At 74.3% G+C, this 23,315-nt stretch carries 18 protein-coding genes; 13 read left to right on the top strand and 5 right to left on the bottom strand.

The window, feature by feature from the left end; genetic code table 11:
• Window positions 1–96: 96 nt before the first annotated feature.
• Genes murJ through ACIBEA_RS24175 form a run of 5 tightly spaced genes read left to right on the top strand, consistent with a single transcriptional unit; the run spans window position 97 to window position 5,929 of the window.
• Window positions 97–2,013: a murein biosynthesis integral membrane protein MurJ gene (murJ, locus tag ACIBEA_RS24155; protein WP_399264184.1), complete on the top strand. Its 1,917-nt coding sequence runs from the start codon at window positions 97–99 to the stop codon at window positions 2,011–2,013.
• Window positions 2,003–2,785 carry a polysaccharide deacetylase family protein gene (locus ACIBEA_RS24160; RefSeq protein ID WP_399264186.1) on the top strand — a complete coding sequence of 261 codons (783 nt, stop codon included), beginning with the start codon at window positions 2,003–2,005 and terminating at the stop codon, window positions 2,783–2,785. Before murJ ends, ACIBEA_RS24160 begins: the two co-directional genes overlap by 11 nt.
• Window positions 2,782–4,023, top strand: a complete 1,242-nt coding sequence (locus ACIBEA_RS24165; protein ID WP_399264188.1) for a glycosyltransferase — start codon at window positions 2,782–2,784, stop codon at window positions 4,021–4,023. Before ACIBEA_RS24160 ends, ACIBEA_RS24165 begins: the two co-directional genes overlap by 4 nt.
• Window positions 4,024–4,031: 8 nt before the next feature.
• Complete coding sequence (locus ACIBEA_RS24170; protein WP_399264190.1) at window positions 4,032–4,790, top strand: lipopolysaccharide biosynthesis protein; 759 nt, start codon at window positions 4,032–4,034, stop codon at window positions 4,788–4,790.
• The gene (locus ACIBEA_RS24175; protein WP_399264192.1) at window positions 4,787–5,929 is read left to right on the top strand and encodes a GNAT family N-acetyltransferase; all 1,143 of its coding nucleotides are present in this window, start codon (window positions 4,787–4,789) and stop codon (window positions 5,927–5,929) included. The genes ACIBEA_RS24170 and ACIBEA_RS24175 overlap by 4 nt, the downstream gene beginning before the upstream one ends.
• Window positions 5,930–5,973: 44 nt before the next feature.
• On the opposite strand, the gene ACIBEA_RS24180 is transcribed toward ACIBEA_RS24175, so the two are convergent.
• Window positions 5,974–7,590: a glycosyl hydrolase gene (locus ACIBEA_RS24180; RefSeq protein WP_399264194.1), complete on the bottom strand. Its 1,617-nt coding sequence runs from the start codon at window positions 7,588–7,590 to the stop codon at window positions 5,974–5,976.
• Window positions 7,591–7,908: 318 nt separating this feature from the next.
• On the opposite strand from ACIBEA_RS24180, the gene ACIBEA_RS24185 reads away from it, so the two are divergent.
• From ACIBEA_RS24185 to ACIBEA_RS24200, 4 genes are all read left to right on the top strand, one after another.
• The gene (locus tag ACIBEA_RS24185; protein WP_399264196.1) at window positions 7,909–9,348 is read left to right on the top strand and encodes an ATP-grasp domain-containing protein; all 1,440 of its coding nucleotides are present in this window, start codon (window positions 7,909–7,911) and stop codon (window positions 9,346–9,348) included.
• Between the two features lie 136 nt (window positions 9,349–9,484).
• Window positions 9,485–10,762, top strand: a complete 1,278-nt coding sequence (locus tag ACIBEA_RS24190) for an NAD(P)-binding domain-containing protein (RefSeq protein WP_399264410.1) — start codon at window positions 9,485–9,487, stop codon at window positions 10,760–10,762.
• 256 nt (window positions 10,763–11,018) lie between these two features.
• On the top strand, window positions 11,019–13,085 hold the full coding sequence (locus ACIBEA_RS24195; protein WP_399264198.1) for a SpoIIE family protein phosphatase: 2,067 nt from the start codon (window positions 11,019–11,021) through the stop codon (window positions 13,083–13,085).
• A gap of 53 nt (window positions 13,086–13,138) precedes the next feature.
• Window positions 13,139–13,312 carry a hypothetical protein gene (locus ACIBEA_RS24200; protein WP_354380465.1) on the top strand — a complete coding sequence of 58 codons (174 nt, stop codon included), beginning with the start codon at window positions 13,139–13,141 and terminating at the stop codon, window positions 13,310–13,312.
• 68 nt (window positions 13,313–13,380) lie between these two features.
• Here the strand turns inward: ACIBEA_RS24200 and ACIBEA_RS24205 are convergent, their stop codons facing one another.
• Entirely contained in the window at window positions 13,381–13,830 is a 450-nt protein-coding gene (locus ACIBEA_RS24205; protein WP_399264200.1) for a DUF6299 family protein, read from the bottom strand.
• A 154-nt stretch (window positions 13,831–13,984) separates the two neighbouring features.
• Between ACIBEA_RS24205 and ACIBEA_RS24210 the strand changes: the two genes are divergently transcribed.
• Window positions 13,985–14,599, top strand: a complete 615-nt coding sequence (locus ACIBEA_RS24210) for a DUF4352 domain-containing protein (protein ID WP_399264202.1) — start codon at window positions 13,985–13,987, stop codon at window positions 14,597–14,599.
• 57 nt (window positions 14,600–14,656) lie between these two features.
• Window positions 14,657–15,163, top strand: a complete 507-nt coding sequence (locus tag ACIBEA_RS24215) for a DUF5949 family protein (protein WP_354380468.1) — start codon at window positions 14,657–14,659, stop codon at window positions 15,161–15,163.
• A gap of 125 nt (window positions 15,164–15,288) precedes the next feature.
• On the opposite strand, the gene ACIBEA_RS24220 is transcribed toward ACIBEA_RS24215, so the two are convergent.
• The 3 genes from ACIBEA_RS24220 to ACIBEA_RS24230 all read right to left on the bottom strand — a co-directional run bounded on the left by ACIBEA_RS24220 (window position 15,289) and on the right by ACIBEA_RS24230 (window position 18,542).
• Window positions 15,289–16,551: a cytochrome P450 gene (locus ACIBEA_RS24220; RefSeq protein WP_399264204.1), complete on the bottom strand. Its 1,263-nt coding sequence runs from the start codon at window positions 16,549–16,551 to the stop codon at window positions 15,289–15,291.
• Window positions 16,552–16,636: 85 nt separating this feature from the next.
• Window positions 16,637–17,791: a low temperature requirement protein A gene (locus ACIBEA_RS24225; RefSeq protein ID WP_399264206.1), complete on the bottom strand. Its 1,155-nt coding sequence runs from the start codon at window positions 17,789–17,791 to the stop codon at window positions 16,637–16,639.
• Between the two features lie 28 nt (window positions 17,792–17,819).
• The gene (locus tag ACIBEA_RS24230) at window positions 17,820–18,542 is read right to left on the bottom strand and encodes a sirohydrochlorin chelatase (protein ID WP_399264208.1); all 723 of its coding nucleotides are present in this window, start codon (window positions 18,540–18,542) and stop codon (window positions 17,820–17,822) included.
• Between the two features lie 269 nt (window positions 18,543–18,811).
• Here ACIBEA_RS24230 and nirB point away from each other — a divergent pair, with 269 nt between their 5' ends.
• Together nirB and ACIBEA_RS24240 are read left to right on the top strand one after the other, a co-directional pair.
• Window positions 18,812–21,652: a nitrite reductase large subunit NirB gene (gene nirB / locus ACIBEA_RS24235; RefSeq protein WP_399264210.1), complete on the top strand. Its 2,841-nt coding sequence runs from the start codon at window positions 18,812–18,814 to the stop codon at window positions 21,650–21,652.
• Between the two features lie 231 nt (window positions 21,653–21,883).
• Entirely contained in the window at window positions 21,884–23,308 is a 1,425-nt protein-coding gene (locus tag ACIBEA_RS24240) for a NarK family nitrate/nitrite MFS transporter (RefSeq protein ID WP_399264212.1), read from the top strand.
• Window positions 23,309–23,315: the final 7 nt, after the last annotated feature.

Raw genomic sequence — 23,315 nt, forward strand, 5'->3', positions numbered from 1 at the left:
ACGGGCGCCCGGAGGCCCGCTCCCGCCCCTGTGGCCGGGGCGGGCCCCGCCCACGTTCCCGCCGGAACCCGCGCCCCGGGGGAGGACCAGGCGCCGGTGGGGCTCCCGCCGGGGGCCCCCGCCCCGGCGCCCCGCCCCGCCGCGGTCCGCGCCCCGGACCCCGGCCCCGCCCCGGGCCGCGGGCACATCCTCGGCACCGGCCCCAACACGGGCCTGCGGCCGCCGCAGCCCGGCCACGCCCCCGCCGGTCTCGCCCCCGCCGGTCTCGTCCGCGCGGGCGGCCCGGTCCGGCCCGCGGCGCGCCGTACAGCCGTGCGGGCGGCCGTACGGGAGGCCGTACGGGAGGCCGAGCCGCCGGTGGACGGCCCCGCCGGGCCCGGCGCACGACCGGGCGGCCCGGACGACGGCGACCCCGGCGCGGGGGCCCCGCTCGGGCGCTTCCTCGCCAAGGCCGCGGCCGTCACCGCCGGACTCACCGCCGCCGGGGCCGTCTTCGGGCTGTTCCGGGACCAGACCATCGCGCACCTCTTCGGCGCCGGGCACGACAGCGACGCCTTCCTGATCGCCTGGACCGTCCCGGAGATGGCCTCGACCCTGTTGATCGAGGACGCCATGGCGCTGCTGATGGTGCCCGCCTTCAGCCACGCCCTGGCCCGGCGCGCGGCCAGCCGGGCCGGGCTGACGCGCAAGCAGGCCCGCGCCCAGGACCCCGTACGGCTGCTGGTCGGGGCGACGCTGCCGCGGCTCGCCGTCCTGCTGGCCGCCGTGGCCTGCGTGCTCGTCGTCGCCGCGCCGCTCGTCGTCGCCGTGCTCGCCCCCGGGCTGCCGGACCCCGAACTCGCCATCCAGTGCACCCGGCTGACCGCGCTCACCGTCCTCTCCTTCGGCATCGCGGGCTACTTCAGCGCCGCGCTGCGCGCCCACCGTTCCTTCGTGCCCCCGGCGGCGATCTACGTCGCCTACAACGTCGGGATCATCGGCGGGATGCTGGCCCTGCACGCGGTGTGGGGGGTGCGGGCGGCCGCCGCGGGCGTCGCCGTCGGCGGCCTCCTCATGGTCCTCGTCCAACTGCCCGCCTTCATCCGGCACGTCGGCTTCGGCCCGCCCCGCGCCAAGGGCGCCAGCCGCCGCCAACAGGGCCGCGACCGGCCCACCCTGATCGCCTTCGGCGTGATCGCCCCGGTCATCTTCTTCGCCGTGTTCCGCCAGTCCCAGGTCCTCGTCGAGCGGTTCCTGGCCGCCTCCCTGCCGCCCGGCGCGATCTCGCACCTGAACTACGCGCAGAAGGTCGCGCAGATGCCGATGGTGCTCTCGCTGATGATCTGCACGGTCACCTTCCCCGTGGTCGCCCAGGCCATGGCCGGCGGCGAGCGCGAAAAGGCCCGCCGCCGCGTCGAACAGGACCTCGCGCTCGCCTCCCTCGCCGTCCTGATGGGCACCGCGATGGTCATCGGCTACGCGCCCCAGATCATCCAGGTCCTCTTCGAACGCGGCGCCTTCACCCACCAGGACACCCTCGCCACCGCCTCCGTCATGCGGGTCTACGGCCTCGGGCTCCTCGGCCACTGCCTCGTCGGGGCGCTGAGCCGGCCCTTCTTCTCGACCGCCCGGCCCACCTGGTTCCCGGCGCTCGCGATGGGCGCCGGACTCCTCGTCAACATCGTCGCCGGGGCCTTCGCGGTCGGCTGGTGGGGGACCTACGGGATCGCCGCCGCCAACGCCGCGGGCATCTCCACCACCGCGGCCCTACTGCTCACCGGCCTCGGCTCGCGGATCGTCGCGATCCAGGTCCGCCGGGTCGCCACCAGCATCGGCCGGCTCGCCGCCGCGGCCGCCGCTGCCTGCGCCACCGGCTGGATCGCCGGTCCCCTCATCCCCGACCCCCTGCTCAGCGCCGCGCTCGGCGCGCTGCTGGTCCCGGCCATGTTCGGGGCCTCCGGCATGGCCATACGGGCGCTCGAGATCACCGCCCTGCCCGCCCTGATCACCCAGAGGTTCCGTCATGTCCGCTGACACCGACACGGCGCCCACCGCCGCGACGGCCCCCGCCCGCAAGGCCGCCCACGGCTCGCCGTGGGTCCTCATGTACCACTCGGTGGCCGAGTTCACCGACCCCGCCGAGGACCCCTACGGCATCACCGTCACCCCCGCCGCCCTGGCGGCCCAGCTCGCCTGGCTGCGCTCGCGCGGGCTGCGCGGGGTCTCGGTCGGCGAACTGCTGCGGGCCCGCGCGCACGGCCGGGCCGCCGGGCTGGTCGGCCTGAGCTTCGACGACGGCTACACCGACTTCCTCACGCGGGCCCTGCCGCTGCTCCAGCGGCACGGCTGCACCGCCACCCTGTTCGTGCTCCCCGGGCGGCTCGGCGTGGACAACGTGTGGGACCCGCTGGGCCCGCGCAAGCCGCTGCTCAGCGCCGAGGGGATCCGCGCGGTCGCCGAGGCGGGCCAGGAGATCGGCTCGCACGGGCTGCTCCACCAGCACCTGACCGACGTACCCGACGACGTCCTCCAGCAGGAGCTGCGCGGCAGCCGCGAACTGCTGCGGGAGCTGACCGGCACCCTGCCCGAAGGATTCTGCTACCCGTACGGATCCCTCGACTCCCGGGTCGTCGAGGCGACCCGGGCGGCCGGCTACGGCTACGCGTGCGCCATCGACCCCGGGGCGCTCGCCGGCCCGCACGCCCTGCCCCGCACCCACGTCAGCCAGGCGGACGGCGCGGCCCGACTGCGGATCAAGCGGCTGCGCCACCAGGTCGCCGAAGTGCGCCGGGCGGTGCGCCGGTGAAGACGCTCAAGGCGCTCCACATCATCACCGGGCTCGGCGTCGGCGGCGCCGAACAGCAACTGCGGCTGCTGCTGCGCCACCTGCCGATGCGGTGCGACGTACTGACCCTCACCAACCCCGGGCCCGTCGCGGAGGGGCTGCGGGCGGACGGGGTCCGCGTGGTCAACCTCGGCATGCGCGGCAACCGCGACCTGGGGGCCCTGCCGCGCCTGGTGAAGTTCATCCGGCGCGGCGAGTACGACCTGGTGCACACCCACCTCTACCGGGCCTGCGTGTACGGCAGGCTCGCCGCCAGGCTCGCCGGCGTCGGCACGACGGTGGCCACCGAACACTCCCTCGGCGCCGGGGAGATCGAGGGCCGTCCGCTCTCGGGCGGGGTACGGGCCCTGTACCTGGCGAGCGAGAAGCTCGGCGCGGCGACGGTCGCCGTCTCGGACACGGTGGCGGCGCGGCTGGAGGGCTGGGGGGTCCCCGCGGCCCGCGTGCACGTCGTACCCAACGGGATCGAGGCGGTCCGCTTCCGCTTCGACGCATCGGTGCGCCGCGCCACCCGCGGCCGGACCGGCCTGCCGGAGCGGGCGTTCGTGGTCGGCGGGGTCGGGCGGCTCGTACCGGGCAAGCGCTTCGACGTCCTGGTGCGCGCGGTGGCGGCGCTCCCCGGCGCGCACCTGCTGCTCGCCGGCGACGGGCCCGAACGGCCCGCGCTGCGGCTGCTCGCCGCCGAACTCGGCGCCCAGCACCGGATCCACCTGCTGGGCGAGCGCGACCCGCTCGGCGACAGCGGCGACGGGCGCACCCCCGGGATCCCGGCGCTGCTCGCGGCCATGGACGTCTTCGTCTCGCCCTCGCGGGAGGAGGCCTTCGGGCTGGCGGTGGTCGAGGCGCTGGCCGCCGGACTGCCGGTGCTGCACGTCACCTGCCCGGCGATCGACGACCTGCCCGCGACACAGGCCCCCGGCGCGCGCCGGATCGGCCCCGGGCAGGAGGAACTGCTCGCGGCCCTGCGCGGCCACATGGAGGCCGGCGCCCGGCGGCTGCCGCCACCGCCGGTGGTCCGCCGCTACGACATCGCGCGCAGCGCCGAACAGCTCCTGCACGTCTACGCGCAGGCCCTCGGCCCCACCCGGCCGGCGGCCCCCGCCGGGCCGGCGTCACGGGCCGGTGACCCGGCCGACACGAACCACCGGACCCGCACACCGCGGGCACCGGAAACCGAACTCCCCTCCACGAGGAAGTGAGCACGCACATGGCCGAGACCCCCGACCACAAGAAGAAGTCCGACCGCACGCCGGAGAAGGACCCGGCGCCCCGCGGGCGGCGGGGGCACCGCGTGGCAGGACGGCTGCGGCCGCTGCCCGTCTGGTGGCCGCTGCCCGCCTGCGCCGTGCTGGGCCTGGCCGCGGGCGGGGCGTACGGGGTGCTGAAGGCCCCCGAGTACGCCGCCACCAGCTACGTCGTCGCCGTTCCGAACGACACGACCGAACCGGCGACCGCCCTCGGCTTCGCCCAGGCCTACGCCCGCATCGCCACCAGCAGCTCCACCCTCGCCTACGCCCAGCCGCGCGCGGGCCTCGGCGTCGCGCAGCTGCGCACGCAGGTCCGCGCGGAGACCTCCCCCGAGTCCCCGATGATCGCGATCACCGGCACCTCGCGGACCGCCGCCGGCGCCGCCGACATCGCCAACGCGGTCGCCGATGCCCTGTCCCTGAGCAGCAACCAGGCCGCGAAGAACACCGGCGTGCAGCTGCTCCTCTTCAACCAGGCCGTCGCCCCCAGCGACCCCGCCTCGCCGTCCGCCCCGCTCAGCGGAGCCGTCGGGCTCTGCGCGGGCGGGCTGATCGGCGGGCTGTGGCTGCTGGCCAAGCCCGGCCGCAGGCGCCGTACGGACGAGCCCGCGGCGGCCGTCGCCGGACCCGCCGAGTCCGGCTACGTGACCTCGCTGCCCGCCCAGGGCGAGGCCGCCGACGCCACCGCCTCCGCGAAGGAGAAGGAGCCGGTGCGTTGAGCGCGGGCTCCACCGGGGCCCTGTCGGTGACGCTGTGCCGCGACCCCCGGCAGTTCGCCGCGCTGGAGGAGCCGTGGAACCGGCTCGTGCGCAGCTGCCCCACCGCCACCCCGTTCCAGAGCCACGCCTGGCTGCACTCCTGGTGGCTGTCCTACGGCCGGGAGGGGCGGCTGCGCGTCCTCCTGGTCCGGCGCGGGGACGAACTCGTCGGCGCGGCCGCGCTGATGCTCGTCCACCGGCCGCTGCCGCTGCTCGTGCCGCTCGGCGGGGGCATCACCGACTACTTCGACGTCCTGGCCGACGCCCGGTGCGCCGACGAGGTCGTTCCCGCGCTCGCGCGCGGCCTGCACCGGGCCGCCCGCGGCGCGGTGGTCGACCTGCGCGAGGTGCGGCCCGGCGCCGCGGCCGAGCGGCTCTACGCGCACTGGTCCGGCGCCCGTACCCGGCTGGCCGACTCCACCTGCATGGAGTTGCCCGTGCTGCCCTTCGACGAGCTGGTCAAGCGGATGCCGAAGGCGGGCGCCCAGCGGGTGCGCGCCAAGCTCCGCAAGACCGACGCGGCGGGCATCGAGGAGCGCGAGGTCACCGAGGAGGAGGTGCCGCGCGCGGTGCGCACCTTGCTGCGGCTGCACGAGAAGCAGTGGCGCGGCCGCGGGGTCACCCCCGAGCACCTGCGGCCCCGCTTCGCCGAGCACCTGACCCGGGCCACCCGGCGGATGGTGCGCTGCGGGGAGGGACGGCTGACCGAGTTCCGGCTGGAGGGCAAGGTCGTGGCCGCGAACGTCACGCTGCTGTCGGCGGGGCTGAGCGGGGGCTACCTGTACGGGGCCGACCCCGGGCTGAGGGACAAGAAGGTGGACGTGGCGACCCTGTTGCTGCGCCACGAGGCGGGGCGGGCGCTCGCGGAGGGCCGGCCGGTGGTCAGCTTCCTGCGCGGGTCCGAACCGTACAAGAACCACTGGCGTCCCGAAGTCGTGGTCAACCAGCGGTTCTTGCTGGCCACGACCGCGCTCGCGCCCCTGCTGCGACTGCACGAGTCGCAGCTGACGGGGCGCGAGCGGGCGGTGGAGGCGCTGCGCGAGTCCCTGCCGGCGGCCCGGGACTGGCGGGCGCGGCTGAACGAACTACGCGTCCGGTGACGCCGGTCCCGTGGCCGTGGCCGTGGCCGCGACCGTGTCGGCGACTAGAACGGCCACCAGTTGCTGTCCTCGCCCAGGTCGATCTTGACGCAGACCGACTGCTTGCCGACCAGCTTGGACAGCCACTCGCCGAAGTTGATCGGGACGCACCACTCCTTCGGGGCGGCCGGCGGCTTGGGGGCCACCGGGGGTGTGACCGGCGCGGGCACGGGAGCGGGCGAGGGCGCCTCGGGCAGCGGCACGGCCGGGGACGGCGACGGGGAAGGCGACTGCGGCAGCGGGACCACGACCGGCGCCTCGGGGCTGGGTGCGACGGGGCTCGGTGCGACCGGGCTCGGTGCCTCGGGGCTGGGTGCGATCGGGCTCGGGGCTTCGGGGCTCGGTGCGACGGGGCTCGGGGCTTCCGGGCTGGGCGCGAGTGGCGAGGGGACCAGGGGCGACGGCTCCGGGAAGGGGCTGGGCGCCTCGGGCGACGGGACGACGGGCGACGGAACGACCGGCGACGGGACGACCGGCGACGGGACGACCGGCGACGGGACGACGGGCGGGACCTCGGGCGAGGGCACGGCCGGGCTCGGGACCTGGGGGGTGGGCAGCTGCGGGGTCGGGACGGCCGGCGTGGGCACGACCGGGGTCGGGATGACCGGGGTCGGGATCACGGGCGTCGGGATGACCGGCGTCGGGATCACGGGCGTCGGCAGCGGGTTCGGCTTGGCGGCCAGCGCGTCGCGGAACACCCGCGAGGAGCGCGGGTTCTGCTTGCACTGCCACACGCCGTGCGGGCAGTAGTCCGTGATGGTGTGGTAGATCGGCTTCTGCTGCTCGATCCACTGGAGCATGCGCCGCACGTAGTCCGGATTGTCCCCGCGCCGGAAGAGCCCCCACTCCGGGTAGGAGATCCGCTTGCCGTGTGCCTTCGCGAAGTCGACGTGCTGCTGGAGCCCGTACGGCTGGCTCACCTGGTCGTCGAAGGTGGCGCCGGGCCCCTGGTCGTAGGAGTCCATCCCGATGATGTCGACGACGTCGTCACCGGGGTAGCACTTGGTCCAGCCGATGGCGTCCGTGCCGCGGTTCGGCGCGAAGTCGAACTGGAACTCCTGGCCGGGCACCGAGCGCATCGCGGTCACGATGCGCTTCCAGTACGCCTTCCAGCGCTCCGGGTCGGGCCCGCAGCGGTGGGTGTAGGTGGTGCCGTTCATCTCCCAGCCGAGCACGACGACCGTGTCCGGCACACCGAGGGACACCAGCCGCTCGGCGAGCTTCTTGAAGTGCCCGTCGAAGTCGCCGTCCGCGCCCGCGCGGATCAGCCGGGCCACCTGGTAGTCGGGGATCCGGCCCTCGTTGCGCTCCTGCATGGGCACGTTGAGGACGAACATCCGGTCCTTGGCGGCCCGGCGCCAGGTGGCCCAGTCCTCCAGGAAGTCGGTGCCCTCGATGTTGGACCACCGGTCGCCGGGCAGGTAGGTGTGCCCGACCCGGATCTGCTTGCCGCCCAGCCAGTGCGACAGGAACGGGATCCGCGCCACGCCCGACGGGCCGTAGTCGAGATAGGCACCCATCGCGATGTCGGAGCCGGTCCTGTCGTCGTCCTTCTCGGGTGCCGCGAGCGCGGCGCCGGTGGCGAGCAGTCCGGCCGTGACCGTACCGATGCAGGTGCTCACCAATCTGCGGTGTGGTCTGGACATGGCGTCTCCCGAGCTTCCCCGAATCGGTGTGCTTACCAAAGACGTTAGGCATCACATCTGACGAATGGCCTGTCCGGTGGCCGCAGCGTAGGCCATTCGCAGCTGCGCACTCTCTCCGCTTGGTCCGACTAGGTGAAAGACACCGTTTCCATGCACGCGTTCGCCAGCCATGTGCCCGCTGTTCTGCTCAGACTCGATCGGAATCCGTTCCACCACGGAACCCTCGGCGCCGTCAGATCCCTTGGGCGCAGGGGCGTGGAGGTCCATGCCGTCGTCGAGACCGGGGGAGGTCCCATGGGTCGCTCGCGCTACTTGCGCGCGGTGCACCCCGGTCCGTCCGGCGGGCTCGACCCCGAGCGCCCCGAGGAACTGCTGGAGTGCCTGACCGGTGTCGCGGAGCGGATCGGCCGTCCCGCGGTGCTCATCGCCATGGACGACCTGAGCGCCATCGCGGTGTCACGGATCGCGCCGATGCTCCAGGACCGGTTCCGGATCCCCCATCAGCCCGACGGCCTGCCCGCCCGGGTGGCCGACAAGGCGGAGCTCTCGCGGCTCTGCGCCCGCTGGGAGATCCCGCACCCGGAGACGGTGATCCCGGCGAGCGGGGCCGAGGCGGCCGAGGCCGCCTGGCGGCTCGGACTGCCGGTGGTCGCCAAGTGGAGCCGGCCCTGGCTGCTGCCCGCGGGCGACGGCCTGCGCAGCACCACGCTGGTGCACACCGCTGCCGAGGCGCGCGGGCTGTACGAGCGGTCCGCGGAGGCCGGCAGCCCGTTGCTGCTCCAGCGGTTCCTGCCCGCCGGGCCCGACACGGACTGGTTCTTCCACGGCTGCTTCACCCGGGACGGGCACCCGCTGCTGGTCGGCTCCGGGCGCAAGGAGCTGTCGTGGCCGGTGCGTACGGGGCTGACGGCGATGGGTCGTTGGCTGCCCGACCCGGCGGTGGAGGAGGCGGGGCTGCGGCTCGCGCGACGGCTCGGCTACCAGGGGATCCTCGACCTGGACTTCCGGCGGGACGAGCGGGGCTGCTTCCGGCTGGTCGACTTCAACCCCCGGCCCGGCGCGCAGTTCCGGCTCTTCACCGACGGGGCCGGGCTGGACGTCGTACAGGCGCTCTACCTGGATCTGACGGGGCAACGGGTACCGGAGCCGGTGGGCGGTCCGGGGCGGGTCTTCGTCGCGGAGAACTACGCGCTGCTGGCGGGGCTGCGGGGGCCGCTGCCGCAGCGGCGGTCGGCCGCGGCGGCGGTCGCACCGGTTCCGGCCGTGCCGCCGGCTCCGGCGCCGGCTCCGGCCGCCGCGGCCGCCACGATCCCGGCGCAGGAGGCGGCGCCCGGGGCGGCGGGCCGAGCTGGTGGGGTCGGTGAGTCTGGTGGGGCCAGTGGGTCCGGTGGGGTCGCCCGGCCCGGGCCGGTGCGGGCCGCGCCGCCCGTCGAGCGGGGGCGGGTCGAGCTGGCCTGGTTCGCGGCCGACGACGTACTGCCCTTCCTCGCGATGATCGCGGCCTTCCTGGGGCGCGGCGCCGGCAAGGGGGCGCGCGGGGCGTGGAACAGGCTGAGCGGTGTCCCCGCGCGCGGGCGGCGCACGGCGCGCGCGGTGGCCCGCGCGCCCCGCCAGCGCGGCGGGCCCGAACGCGCCGCCCCGCCCGACGCGCAGGGCCCGGGCGCACCCCCGGGCGCCGCGGAGCAGACCGGAACGGCCGAAACGGCCGAGCCCGACGGGTTGGTGACGCGGTGACCGGATGATCCGGTGACGACCCGGGGCCCCGCCCCGCCGCCCGCCCCGACCCTCGCGGCCGGCCCCGGACCCCGGGGCCGGCCGCCCACACGACGCATGACACCGGTAAGAGACTGGAGGGACAGCCGTGACGCGCATGGAGGATCTCGTGGTGGTCGGCGCGGGCCCGTACGGGCTGTCGGTCGCCGCCCACGCGGCCGCGGCCGGGCTCGACGTACGGGTGCTCGGCCGCCCGATGGCCTCCTGGCGGGACCACATGCCCGACGGCATGTTCCTCAAGTCGGAGCCCTGGTCCTCGAACCTGTCCGCGCCGGACGGGCGCTACACCCTGGCCGACTACTGCGCCACCCGCGGCACGACGGCGGAGCACGGCACTCCGCTGCCGATCGGGACGTTCAGTGAGTACGGGCTCTGGTTCGCCCGGCAGGCGGCGCCGCCCGTCGAGGAGGTGACGGTCACCGACGTCACCCCGCAGGGCAGTGGATTCCGGATCGCCACGGCGCAGGGCGAGCCGCTGCTGGCCCGGACCGTCGCCCTCGCGGTCGGCGTCATGCCCTTCGTGAACCACCCGGCCGCGCTGCGCGAGCTACCGCCGACCCACTACTCGCACAGCAGCGACCACCGCGACCTGAGCCGGTTCGCCGGCCAGGAGGTCGCGGTCCTCGGCGCGGGCCAGGCCGCGCTGGAGACCGCGGCCCTCCTCGCCGAGGCCGGGGCCCGGCCCTGCCTGGTCGCCCGGCGCGCCCGGCTGAACTGGAACACCCTTCCGCAGCCGCTCCGGCGCCCGCTGCCGCGAGCCCTGCGCGACCCGCACAGCGGCCTCGGCACGGGCTGGCGCAGCTGGGCCTGGTCGGAGCTGCCCTGGGCGGTGCGCCGGCTGCCCGCCCACGTCCGGGAGCGGATCGCGGCCACCGAGCTGGGCCCGGCCGGGGCCTGGTGGCTGCGGGACCGCTTCGAGCGGCAGGTGCCCGCCCTGATGGGGCACGCCCTGCACCGGGCGGTGCCGGTCGGGGCCCGCACCCGGCTGGGGCTGACCACCGCCGCCGGCGAGTCCGTGGTCCTGGACGTCGCCCACGTGATCGCCGCGACCGGCTTCCGCCCAGGCCTGGGGCGGCTGGGGCTGCTGGACGCGGGGCTGCGCACGGCGGTGGACACGGTCGGGGAGGCGGGCACGCCCGCGCTCGGCCCCCACTTCGAGTCCTCGTGGCCGGGCCTCTTCTTCGCGGGGCTGCTCACGGCTCCCTCGTTCGGCCCTTCCATGCGATTCGTGCACGGCGCGGGCTTCACGGCGGGGAGACTGGTGACAGGAGTCCACAAGCGCCTGCGCGCCCAGGGCCGGCCGCCGCGCTCCGGTGGCGGCGAAGGAGCCCTGCGGGGCCAGGGCGCCGGGCGCCAGAAGACCTATCCGGTGTGAGAAGGGGTCCGCGATGAGCCCGGAGAGAGCACAGGGTCGGGGCTGGGTGCGCATTCCCGCGAGCCGAGCCGAACAGTCCGCGGGGCCCCGTCGCGCCGGGCCACCGCAGGCCCCGCATCCCGACCAGCCGACGATCTACCTCTCGCTCGTCCAGCGCTGGCGGGAGGCCGGGCGCACCCTTCCGGGGCATCCTGACGAAGAGTGGGAGAGGCTGATCTCCCAGCCGTGCTGGCCCGGCCGATAGGTGGTGTGACGCGTGGCAGCGGCGGAGCACGACGCACCGGAACCGGGCGTGATCAGCGCCTCGGACCGGCTCGCGCTGAACGGCATGGGCAGCTTCGAGTGGGACCTGGGAGCCGGGGCCCTCACGCTGGACCCGGCCGGGATGGGCGTCTTCGACCTGGAGCCGGAGGAGTTCGACAACACTCCGGAGGGCCTGGGCGTCCGGATCCCGGCCGATGACAGCGCCCGCCTGGCGGACGCGGTCCTGGCGGCCCTGGACGGCGGCGGGGAGACGTACGGCTCGTACTTCACGGTGCAGCGGCGCGACGGCCGCGACCAGTGGACCCACACGCAGGGCCGGGTGCTGCGCGACCCCGACGGACGACCCCGGCGGATCGTCGGGATCGTCCGGGACGCGACCGCCGAGCTGGCCCACGCCACGCTGCTGCGCCGGCTGGAGTCGGCGCGGGCCAAACAGGCCACGATCGTGCAGCGCACCACGGAGGCGCTGTCGCGGGCGGTGACGGTCGACGACGTCACCGCCACCCTGACCGGCGCGGGCGCGCTGGAGCGGCTCGGCGCGGACGGCCTGGCGCTCGGGCTGGTCGAGAACGGCGCCATGAAGATCATCGCGCTGAGCGGGGAGTCGCTGGAGATCCTCAGCGAGCGCAAGTTCACCCGGTTGGACGGATCGCTGCCGCTCTCGCAGACGGTCCTCACCCGCAAGGCGCGCTTCGTGACCGACCTGGACGAGCTGGCGGACGAGTTCCCGCTCTTCGCGCCCTACCTCGGCCGGATCCTGTTCAAGGCCGCCGCCTATCTCCCGCTGATCGCGCAGGCCAAGGCGATCGGCGGGCTCGTGCTCTTCTACCGGCAGCGCAGTGACTTCAGCCCCGAGGAGCGGAACCTGTCCCTGGGCCTGGCGGGCATCGTCGCCCAGTCGCTCCAGCGCGCGCTCCTCTTCGACCAGGAGCGCGAGTTCGCCACCGGCCTCCAGGCCGCCATGCTGCCCCGGCGGATCCCCGAGATCACCGGCGGCGAGATCGCGGTCCGCTACCACTCCGCCTGGAGCGGCCGCGAGGTCGGCGGGGACTGGTACGACGTGATCGCGCTGCCCCGGGACCGGGTCGGCATCGTCGTCGGCGACGTCCAGGGCCACGACACGCACGCCGCGGCCATCATGGGCCAGCTGCGGATCGCCCTGCGGGCGTACGCGGGGGAGGGCCACTCGCCCTCCACGGTCCTCGCGCGGGCCTCGCGCTTCCTGGCCGAACTGGACACCGAACGCTTCGCGACCTGCACCTACGCCCAGGTCGACCTGGAGACCGGCGGCGTACGGGCGGTGCGCGCCGGCCACCTGGGCCCGCTGATCCGGCACACCGACGGGCGGACCGGTTGGCCGAACCTGCGCGGCGGCCTGCCGCTGGGCCTGGCCTCCGTCTTCGAACAGGAGGACTTCCCCGAGACCCGCCTCGACCTGGTCCCCGGCGAGACCCTCGTGCTGTGCACCGACGGGCTGGTGGAGGAGCCCGGCGCGACGATCACCACCGGGATGGACGCGCTGGCGCACGCGGTGCGCACCGGCCCCCAGGAGTCGGGGGCGCTCGCCGACCACCTGTTGGACCGGCTGTGGGAGCGCTGGGGCTCGGGCGACGACGTGGCCCTGCTGGTGCTGCGCCGGGCCCCGGACCCGGGGACGCACCGGGCGCCGCGGATCCACCAGTACGTCCACCAGGCGGACCCCGAGGGGCTCTCCGAGGCCCGTTACGCGCTGCGTCAGGCGCTGCGCGACTGGGGGGTGCCGGCCCTCGCCGACGACGTGGAGCTCGCGGCGGGGGAGCTGCTGGTCAACGCCCTGCTGCACACCGACGGGGGTGCGGTGCTGACGATGGAGGTGCTGCCGGAGCCGGTCCGGCGGATCCGGCTGTGGGTCAAGGACCGCTCCAGCGTCTGGCCGCGCAGGCGGACGCCGGGGGAGGCGGCGACCACGGGACGCGGGCTGCTGCTCGTCGACGCGCTGGCCACGCACTGGGGCGTGGAGTCCCGGGGCGACGGCAAGGCCGTGTGGTGCGAGTTCGACACCCCTGCTGACCCGGAGTGAACGAGTGGTCACGTCGAGTTGTGGCGGGCCGCGGCCGGGGTGATGATCCGGTCATGGAAAGGATGCGGCCGTGGGGGCTCGTACTGCTGGCGACGCTGGTGCTCGCGGTGATCGCGGCGGGTGTGCCGAGGCTCCTCGACTGGACGGCGGGCCGCGCGCACGCGGCGCCGGCGTGCCGGTCGGTGGCCTTCATGTCGATGACCGGTGCGGCGCCGGACTGCCGGTAGCGGCGGCTACCGGGCGGATCGGCCCGCGGGTGCGGGGTCGACGGGGCGGGTCGGCGGGACCGGGCCCGTCAGTGGCGGTCGAGGGTGACGTGCCCGCGGTGCTCGGCGAGGGTGCTCTGCGAGATCGCGCGCGGCACCAGGTACGCGCCGTGGAGGCGGGCGACGGTCAGGGTGGCCTGGACTTCGGCGTCGCCGGGGTGGAAGCCGGAGTCGACGCCGATCGCGCCGCTGACGGACCACTCGTGGACCGCGCCGTCGCAGACGGCGTCGCCCGCGTTCATGCCGAGCCGGTTGTGGTCCTGACCGACGGCGGTCTGGATCTGCACTCCCTCGGGTGACCCGGGTTCACAGCGGTAGGACCCGGAAAGAGTGACGCGGCCGTCCTGGGAAACCCGCGCGTGGTCCTCCACGGAAATCGCATTGGCGCGCGAATCGGCGCTCGCGGGCACGGCGCAGGCGGCGGTGGCGGCCAGTGCGGACAGTGCCGCCACGGCGATTCGGGATACGGGCAGGCCCATCGTTTCCTCCAGGTGGATGCGGGCGGGGGATTCCGCCGGAACGAATTGTGCAGGTCACCCGGCGGTATCTCGCTCCGTCGAATCGTGTCGGTGTGTGCAATTGCCCGCTCGGGCGCGTGAGACTGACCGAAATACGTCCCCGAAGGGATCCCGCATGCGCCAGTCCGCCCCTGTCCTCGCCCTCGCCCTCCTTCCGCTCCTGCTGTTCGGTTCCACCGCCTGCCAGAGTGCCCACGAGGGGGCCGCCCTCGCGCCCGCCGCCGCCCCGGCCGTCCCGGTCGACGACGGCGCCCCGGGCGGCGCCGACGAGGACGCCCCCGCGCCGGCGCCGGGGGCGGTGGCCGGGTCCGCCGTCAAGGACGCCCGGGTGGGTGACCCCGTACGGGTGCGCGGCCAGCAGGTGGGCCGCCACCTGCAGGCCGTCCTCACCGCCTACGTCGATCCCGCGGTCAGTGTGGACGCGACCTTCACCCCCGCCGCGGGCAAGCGCTGGGTGGGCGCCGGGATGTCCTTCGTCAACGTGGGCGGTGCGACCTACGGGGCGCTCGGGCGCATGTGGGCGTACGACAGCGCGGGGCAGCGCTATCCGGCGGTCAAGACGGGCGAGCTGACCACCGGAAAGCCCCTCGTCTTCGATTCCCTCTCCGTCGGGCAGCGGGCCGAGGGATGGGTGGTGTTCGAAATCCCGGAAAACGCGCGGATCGTGCGCCTCCAGTACCAGGACGCGAACACGCAGGCGAATTCCGGAGAGGGATTCTGGACGGTCTGACCCACCCGGGTGAAGGGCCGGGAAATGGCGGGGTGAAAGAGCACTAAGGTGCCGCCCATGACTTCGACTCACACCGAAATCGACCGGTCCCACCTCGGCACCCTTTCGGTGCTCGCGTGGATCGGCGATCCCGAGGACGGGCACGACATCCCCTACCTCATCGCCTACACCTTGGGCGACTGCCCGCACGGCCACGAGGCCGGCGAGGCGTCCGCCCGCGGGCTGCTGGACCACCTGGGGCTGCGGATCGGCGACGAGGTGCTGGACGGCACCGTCCACCCCCACAAGTTCCCGGTGAAGATCCTGGTCGAGGGCGACCAGGTCGCGCTCACCGTGGAGGGCGAGGACATCGGCCTCAACGCCCGCTGCACCGCGCCGCCGGAGTGGGTGGCCGCCGCCGCCGACAGCGAGCAGGTCTACTTCCTGTTCGCCACCCGCCCCTGGCCCCAGGCCAAGCCCGGGGTGCCCGTCGACGCCGACACCCTGAAGGAGTTCGTCGGCGACGAAGAGGTCCTGACCAGCAGCGCGCACGCCGTACTGCGCGTGCAGCGGCTCAAGAAGTAACCACCGCTCGCGGGGCGCCGACCGCCGGCCGCCGGGCTCCCAGCCTGCCCGGTGGCCGGCCCGCGCCGCTCTGCTCAGGTCCGTGCAGGACCGCACCGGTCCGCACCGGTCCGCGCCGCTCCGGGTCAGACGTCGAACGCGAACCGCAGGGACCGGACCCGGTTGTCGAAGTTCGACCCCACCAGCTCCGGCAGCCCGATCGCCCGCAGCCCGACCGGCCGGGTCAGCAGCTCCCGGAACAGGGCCTTCATCTCCACCCGCGCCAGGTGCGCCCCCAGGCAGAAGTGCGGGCCGCCGCCGCCGAACCCCAGGTGCGGATTGGGCGAGCGGGTGATGTCGAAGGCGTCCGGATCCGGGAACACCGCCTCGTCCCGGTTGGCCGACGCGTAGTACAACACCACCTTGTCGCCCGGCACGAACAGGTGCCCGCCCAGGCGGTGTTCCGCGACCACCGTCCGACGGAACTGGATGATCGGCGTCGCGTGCCGGACCATCTCGTCCACCGCGCCGTCGGCGTGCGCCTCGAAGTCCCCGAGCAACAGCTCCCGCTGCGCCGGATGTTCCGTGAGCAGCGCCAGCCCGTGCGTGATCGCATTGCGCGTGGTCTCCACCCCGGCCACCATCAACAGCGAGAAGAACGCGCCCAACTGCCGCACGCCCAGGGCCTGGCCGTCCACGTTCGCGCAGACCAGCGCCGAGATCAGGTCGTCGGTCGGGTTCTTGCGCCGCTCCTCGGCGATCCCCGCCACCATCCGCTGCATCCGCGCCAGCGCCCGCAGCCCCCGCCCCGGCATCCGCAGGCGCGCCGCCAGCCCGCGCTCCACGCCGATGTTCTCCGACGCGTGGTTGACCCGGTCCGCGATCTCCGCCCGGTACTCGTCGGGGATCCCCATCATGTTGCAGATGACGTCCAGCGGCAGCCGCGAGGACACGGCCGAGACGAACTCCTCGGGCCGCTCGGCCAGTACGTCGTCCACGATCCGCGCCGCCACCGCGTGGACGTCCGCCTCCGCGGCCGCCAACAACCTCGGTGTGAAGGCGCGCTGCACGATCTTGCGCAGCTGCGCGTGGTCCGCCCCGTCGAGATTGACCATCGAATCCCCGAACAGCGCCCGCACCCAGCGGGCCGGCTCCGGCGTCGTCACCCCCGGAGCGCTCGCGAACACCTTCGGCAGCCGGCTCGCCTCCTGCACGTCGGCGTGCCGCACCAGCGCCCAGTGCGCGCGCTCCGGCCCCCGCCAGGACGCCGGGCGCTCGACGAACCGGCGCGGGCCCTCCAGCGCCCGCAGCCGGGCGAAGGCCGCCAGCCGCGCCTCGGGGGGAAGCTGCCAGAACGCCGGATCGGCGAGATCGATGTCGGCCGCGTGCCGCTGTGCCGGAACCGTCATGGCCCGCACCTTCTTCCCAATGGTCAGGGTGTCCAGGGCGCCCTGGACCCTTGCGGGCCCCCGCCGCTCCCCACGGCTCCCGCACTCACGCTTCTGAACGCGCCCGGTGCCGCAAGGTCACGCCCGCCGCGACCGCCAGCGCGGCCACCAGCCCCGCCCACAGCACCGCGTGCCCACCCGTCCACGCGCAGCCCAGCACCAACAAGGCCGTGACCGGCAGCAACAGCTGCTGCGCCGCGCCCCGCTTGAAGTGCCGCGAATGCAGGAGCCACACCACCGCGAGGAAGATCGCCGCGGGCACGCACACCGCCAGGTTCGCCGCCAGCGTCGACACGTGAGCCTTGCCCACCGCCTGCTCGACCGCCACCTCGATGCCCGCACCGATCGCCGCCGCCGACCCGAGGATCACGAAGTGCCCGTACCCCCAGGGCAGCGCCGACCGGTTGCCCGTCACCCGCTCGTGGGCCGGCACCGCGAAGTAGATCCACCAGGCCGCGTACACCAGCAGCAGCCCGCCCGCCGCGATCGGCAGCAACGCGCCCAGCGCCTCGTGCTCGTCCAGCGCCGACTGCACCGCGACCGTGCTCGCCGAGATCGTCTCGCCGAGCACGATCAGCGTGAACAGGCCGTACCGCTCCACGATGTGGTGCGCGTGCCACGGCGTCTGGTGCGAGCGCTCCGCGATCAACGGCACCGACAGCTCCGCCACCACCATCACCAGGAACAGCCAGCGCCGCATCCCCTCAGGGGCCACCAGCAGCGCCACCCAGCCCGCCTGGCAGACCAGCAGCCCCACCGCGTACGTCAACGCCGTGCGCCGCGCCGGACCCCGCTCGCCGGCCGCCGCCCGCAACCACTGCACGGTCAGCGCCACCCGCATCACCAGGTAGCCGACGACCGCGATCGTCCAGTCGTTCGCGTCGAACGCCCGCGGCACCCCCGCCGCGTAGATCAGCACGCCCGCGATCTGCACCAGCACAGCGATCCGGTACGGCACGTCGTCCGTGTCGTAGGCGGAGGCGAACCACGAGAAGTTGACCCACGCCCAGAACACCCCGAAGAACACGAACAGGTAGCCGCTGATACCGGCCCCCACGTGCCCCTCCGCCAGCGCGTGCACCAACCGCGCCCCCGCCTGCGCCACCGCGACGACGAAGCACAGGTCGAAGAACAGTTCCAGCGGGGTCGCGGCCCGGTGACCCTCGTCGGGGCTCCGCGCGATCATCGGTACGTATGCCATACCGCCCAGCACACCAGTGCCGCGCCCCCTAACAAGCGAGGCGCGCGGCCCGTAGCACCCGGGTGCCCCGGGCGGACTCGTAGCGGTCGACCACCGACCGGGCCAGCAGCGGATGATCGGCCAGCGGCTCCGACACCGTCCACGCCCCGACCCCCGCCAGCGCGTGCGTGAAGCGGCCCGGAGCCAAGAGGTGCGCCCCGACCGCCACCCGCCCGAAGCCCGCACCGCGCAGCGAAGCCAGCGCCTCGGGCACCGTCGGCCCCGCCGACGTCAGGTACGCCGGTACCACCGGGACGGGAACGGGCCCGCCGTCCGCCTCCAGCAGCGCCGCCAGCCGCGCCGCGCAGAGCCGGGTGCCGTCGTTCCCGCCCGGCCGCGAGGAACCGGCCCCCGCCACGATCACCGCGTCCGCCCGCGCGTACGGGCCGCGGCGTCGCTCCGCCTCCCGCAGGCGCCCGTACAACGCCTGCGCGACCCCGCGCTCCCCGCTCAGCCCGGGCGTGAGCACGCACCCGGTACCCTCCAGGACCGCCGGGACGTCGACCCGGCGGTGGTAGCCGTCGCCCAGCAGCAGCGGGACCACCACGGCGCCCGGATGCTCGCGCACCACCTCCGCGAGCGAGGGGCGCTGCACGTCGAGATGGCCCACGACCGCGCGGATCCCGCTCAGCGCCTCCACCGTCGCGGTCAACCGCGAAACCGTTGCGGCCGCGGCCGGGACGGCACTTCCGTGCACGGCGAGAACGAGCATGACGGCCACCTCCACGGCTGTGCGCCGAGCCCTGAGCCGGCGCCTACCCCCCCGCCCCCACGCTAGGCCCCGGGCGCCCCCGCCACACGCCCCCCAAAGACCTTCGCCGCAGGTCACAGGTCCTGTGCGGAACGGGACCGGCGACCCCCCTGCCCGGGCCCTTTACGGCAGTCCGGGACCACCGCGCGGTCCTACCGTCGAAAGGGTCGGAAGTGGTGGCGGCCGACGCGCGACACACGCGCGGCCCCGGGAACGGACGGAGTGGGACCATGGCGCAGACGCTGGTCGTCATCGGCCACGGCATGGTGGGACACCGCCTGCTGGAGGCCCTCGCCGAGCGCGACGCACTGGCCGGCCCCGGCCGCACCGGCGCCGGCGGCTGGCACGTCGTCGTCCTCGCCGAGGAAGCGCGCCCCGCCTACGACCGCGTCCACCTCTCCGCCGCCTTCACCGGATCCACCGGCGAAGAGCTGGCCCTCGCCGCACCCGGCTTCTTCGAACGGCACGGCATCGACCTGCGCCTCGGCGACCCCGCCGCACACGTCGACCCCGTCGCCCGCACGGTGACCAGCGCCTCGGGCGATGTCATCGGCTACGACGCCCTCGTGCTCGCCACCGGGTCCTACCCCTTCGTGCCGCCGATCGACGGCGCCGACGCGGAAGGCTGCTTCACCTACCGGACCCTCGACGACGTCGAGGCCCTCACCGCCTACGCCGCCGACCCGGCCGTCTCCACGGGCGTCGTCATCGGCGGCGGACTCCTCGGCCTCGAAGCGGCCGGCGCCCTGCGCACCCTCGGACTGACCACGCACGTCGTCGAGTTCGCGCCCCGCCTGATGCCCCTCCAGGTCGACGACGGCGGCGCCGCCGCGCTGCGCGCCACCATCGAGTCGATGGGCGTCGCCGTGCACACCGGAGTCGGCGCCGGCGGCGTACAGATCCACCCCGACGGTCGCGCCCAGGCCCTGCGGTTGACCAACGGCCAGGAGATCGGCGCGGACGTCGTCGTCTTCTCCGCCGGAGTGCGCCCCCGTGACCGCCTCGCCCGCGAGTGCGGACTCGCCGTCGGTGACCGCGGCGGCGTCGTCGTCGACGCCCACTGCCGCACCAGCGACCCCTACGTCTACGCGGTCGGTGAATGCGCGCAGAGCGTCGACGGCAAGGTCTACGGGCTCGTCGCCCCCGGCTACCAGATGGCCGAGACCGTCGCCGAGGCGCTCGCCGGGGCCGGCGAACTCACCTTCACCGGAGCGGACACCTCCACCAAGCTCAAGCTGATGGGCGCCGACGTGGCCTCCTTCGGCGACCCCTTCGCCCCCGAGGGCCGCGACGGCGCCGTCTCCGTGGTCTTCTCCGACGCCCGCGAAGGCGTGTACAAGAAGCTCCTGCTCGGCCCCGACGGCGCACTGCTCGGCGGGATCCTGGTCGGCGACGCGGGCGCGTACGGCTCGCTCAGGCCGCACGCCGGACGGATGCTGCCCGGCCCCGCCGAGGCCTTCATCCTCCCCTCCACGGAGGGCATGGAGCTGCCCGGCGCCGACGCCCTGCCCGACGACGCGGTGGTGTGCAGCTGCCACAACGTCACCAAGGGCCAGGTCCGCACCGCCGTGGCCGAGGAGTCGCTGACCGACCTCGGCGGCATCAAGAAGTGCACCAAGGCGGGCACCGGCTGCGGCGGCTGCCTCGGCACCCTGCAGGCCGTGCTCGACGCCGAGATGGCCGCGGCCGGCATCGAGAAGGCCCGCGGACTGTGCGAGCACTTCACGCTCACCCGCGCCGAGATCTACGAGAAGGTCGCCACCGAGCACATCCGCAGCTTCAGCGAACTGCTGGAGACCCACGGCGCCGGCGGCGAAGGCTGCGCCGTCTGCAAGCCGGTCGTGGCCAACATCCTCGGCACCCTCGCCCCCGACCTCGGCCTCGGGCACATCCTGGAGGGCGAGCAGGCCGCGCTCCAGGACTCCAACGACCTCTTCCTCGCCAACCTGCAGAAGGACGGCACCTATTCGGTCGTCCCGCGGGTCGCCGGCGGCGAGATCACCGCCGACCAGGTCATCGCCATCGGCGAGGTCGCCCGGGACTACGGGCTCTACACGAAGATCACCGGGGCCCAGCGGATCGGCCTCTTCGGCGCCCGCGCCGAACAGCTGCCCGACATCTGGCGCCGCCTCGGCGGAGCCGGCTTCGAATCGGGCCAGGCCTACGGAAAGTCCCTGCGCGCGGTCAAGTCCTGCGTCGGCGCCCGCTTCTGCCGCTTCGGGCAGGGCGACTCCATCCAGCTCGCCATCGACCTGGAACTGCGCTACCGGGGACTGCGCACGCCGCACAAGTTCAAGGGCGGGGTCTCGGGCTGCGTGCGCGAATGCGCCGAGGCCCGCGGCAAGGACATCGGGATCATCGCCACCAGCAAGGGCTGGAACCTGTACGTCGGCGGCAACGGCGGCGCCGTCCCGCGCCACGCCGACCTGCTGGCCGCGGACCTGGCGACCGGCGAACTCTTCGCCCTGATCGACCGCTTCCTCATGTACTACGTCCGCACCGGCGAACGCCTGGAGCGCACCGCCGCGTGGGTCGAACGGCTCGGCGGCAGCGGCGCGGGCCTGGACCACCTGAGGTCGGTGCTGATCGAGGACGAGCTCGGGATCTGCGCGGAGCTGGAGGCGCAGATGGAGCGGCACGTGTCCGCCTACCAGGACGAATGGCAGGCAGTGCTGGAGGACCCGGCGGCGCTGGAACGCTTCGGGGCCCCGGCGCGCGGCGCCGTCACCACCGACGGCGTGGACGCGGCGCCCGACGGCTCGGGTGTCGGGGGAGTGGACTTCGGCGGGGCCGGTGCGCTGGAGCCGGGGCGCGGGCGCGCGGTGGTGCTGCCCGACGGCAGCCGGGCGGCCGTCTTCAAGGACCGCGCGGGCACGGTGTACGCGGTCGGCGACCGGGACCCCTTCTCCGGGGCCGACGTGATCGCCAACGGCATCATGGGCACCCGGGACGGCGTCCCGGTGGTGACCTCGCCGATGCACAAGCAGGTCTTCGACCTGCGGACCGGGATCTGCCTGGACGACCCGGACGTCGCCCTGCCGGTCCTGCCGGTCCTGCGGACGCAGCCGTGACGGCGCCGCGCGGCGGGGCGCGGAACGGCGCCGGGCGGGCGTAGGGGCGGGCACAGCGGCCGGCCGCGGGTAGCCGTACGGCACGTCGCGGGCGCGACCAACGCACTGTGGGCGGCAGGACCTTGTCCTGTCGCCCACGCGACGTTCTCCCCTGACGCGCGGCGGGTCGGCGAGCGGATCCTGGATACGTCAGGACCCTCAGCACCAGTTCACAACGTTCAGGACACTGCCATGAGTTCCGCCACCCAGGATGCGCCCCCGGCAACGACCGGCCGCGCCCTCGCGCCCGACCCGGCGCAGTACCGGCCCGGCCGCACCATCACCGAATGGACTCCGGAGGATCCGTCCTTCTGGCAGTCCACGGGCAAGAAGGTCGCCACGCGCAACCTGTGGATCGCGGTTCCGGCGCTCCTGGTCGCCTTCGTCGTCTGGCAGGTCTGGAGCATCACGGCCACCAACCTCAAGGACGTCGGCTTCGGCTTCAGCCAGTCGCAGCTGTTCTGGCTGACGGCCGTCCCCGGCATCACGGGCGGCACCGCCCGCATCTTCTACACCTTCCTCGGCCCGATGATCGGCCAGCGCCGCTTCACCGCGCTCTCCACGATCGTCCTGATCGTGCCGCTGATCTGGCTGGGCTTCGCGGTCCAGGACACCTCGACCTCGTACACCACCATGGTCGCGATCGCCGCGCTCTGCGGCATCGGCGGCGCCAACTTCTCCTCCTCACTGGCCAACATCGGCTTCTTCTACCCGAAGCAGGAGAAGGGCAACGCGACCGGCATCAACGGCGGCCTGGGCAACCTGGGCGTGTCCGTGGTCCAGCTGCTCACCCCGATCCTGATCACCACCTCGGTGCTGGCGATCGGCGCGGGCCAGAAGAAGGCGAACGGCTCGGAGATCTACCTCCAGAACGCGGCCTTCGTCTGGGTGCCGGTGCTGGTGGTCCTCGCGGCGGTGGCCTGGTTCGGCCAGAACGATCTGAAGGTCGCCTCCACCCCCTTCAGCCAGCAGAAGGTCATCTTCAAGCGCAAGCACAACTGGGTGATGACCTGGCTGTACGTCGGCACCTTCGGCTCCTTCATCGGCTTCGCGGCGGCCCTGCCGCTGCTGATCAAGACCACCTTCCCGGCGTACTCGGTCGCCACCTACGCCTGGATGGGCCCCGCCCTGGGCGCCCTCGCCCGCTGGGGCGGCGGCTGGATCGCCGACAAGCTGGGCGGCGCGCGGGTCACGATCCTGTCCTTCGTGGGCATGGGCGCCTCGATCATCGGTGTGATCACCTTCCTCCCCGCGGGCTCCGACACCGGCTCCTTCTACGGCTTCTTCTTCTGCTTCCTGTCGGCGTTCTTCTTCTCCGGCATCGGCAACGGCTCGACCTTCCGTCAGATCCCGGTCATCTTCCGCGGCCAGCACCTGAAGGGTCTGACCGAGGGCACCCCGCAGTACGCGGCCGCGCTCAAGCAGGCTGAGATCGAGTCCGGCGCGGTCACCGGCTTCACCGCCGCGATCGCCGCCTACGGCTTCTTCTTCATCCCGGCGATGTTCGCGAACTTCGCGGTGACCAGCGCGATGTGGGGCTTCGTGGCCTTCTACGCGAGCTGCGTGGTCGTGGCCTGGTACTTCTACGCCCGCAAGGGCGCCGAGGCCCCCAGCTAGGACCCCC

The organism is Streptomyces sp. NPDC051555 (assembly GCF_044454405.1).
Lineage (GTDB): Bacteria > Actinomycetota > Actinomycetes > Streptomycetales > Streptomycetaceae > Streptomyces.

Excerpts from the sequence above, each read along its gene's own strand:
- ACIBEA_RS24170 (WP_399264190.1), top strand. The coding sequence starts at position 4,032 with ATGGCCGAGACCCCCGACCACAAGAAGAAGTCCGACCGCACGCCGGAG.
- ACIBEA_RS24215 (WP_354380468.1), top strand. The coding sequence starts at position 14,657 with ATGACTTCGACTCACACCGAAATCGACCGGTCCCACCTCGGCACCCTT.
- ACIBEA_RS24190 (WP_399264410.1), top strand. The coding sequence starts at position 9,485 with ATGGAGGATCTCGTGGTGGTCGGCGCGGGCCCGTACGGGCTGTCGGTC.
- ACIBEA_RS24210 (WP_399264202.1), top strand. The coding sequence starts at position 13,985 with ATGCGCCAGTCCGCCCCTGTCCTCGCCCTCGCCCTCCTTCCGCTCCTG.
- ACIBEA_RS24225 (WP_399264206.1), bottom strand. The coding sequence starts at position 17,791 with ATGGCATACGTACCGATGATCGCGCGGAGCCCCGACGAGGGTCACCGG.
- ACIBEA_RS24185 (WP_399264196.1), top strand. The coding sequence starts at position 7,909 with ATGGGTCGCTCGCGCTACTTGCGCGCGGTGCACCCCGGTCCGTCCGGC.
- ACIBEA_RS24230 (WP_399264208.1), bottom strand. The coding sequence starts at position 18,542 with ATGCTCGTTCTCGCCGTGCACGGAAGTGCCGTCCCGGCCGCGGCCGCA.
- ACIBEA_RS24240 (WP_399264212.1), top strand. The coding sequence starts at position 21,884 with ATGAGTTCCGCCACCCAGGATGCGCCCCCGGCAACGACCGGCCGCGCC.
- nirB (WP_399264210.1), top strand. The coding sequence starts at position 18,812 with ATGGCGCAGACGCTGGTCGTCATCGGCCACGGCATGGTGGGACACCGC.
- ACIBEA_RS24205 (WP_399264200.1), bottom strand. The coding sequence starts at position 13,830 with ATGGGCCTGCCCGTATCCCGAATCGCCGTGGCGGCACTGTCCGCACTG.
- ACIBEA_RS24160 (WP_399264186.1), top strand. The coding sequence starts at position 2,003 with ATGTCCGCTGACACCGACACGGCGCCCACCGCCGCGACGGCCCCCGCC.
- ACIBEA_RS24220 (WP_399264204.1), bottom strand. The coding sequence starts at position 16,551 with ATGACGGTTCCGGCACAGCGGCACGCGGCCGACATCGATCTCGCCGAT.
- ACIBEA_RS24200 (WP_354380465.1), top strand. The coding sequence starts at position 13,139 with ATGGAAAGGATGCGGCCGTGGGGGCTCGTACTGCTGGCGACGCTGGTG.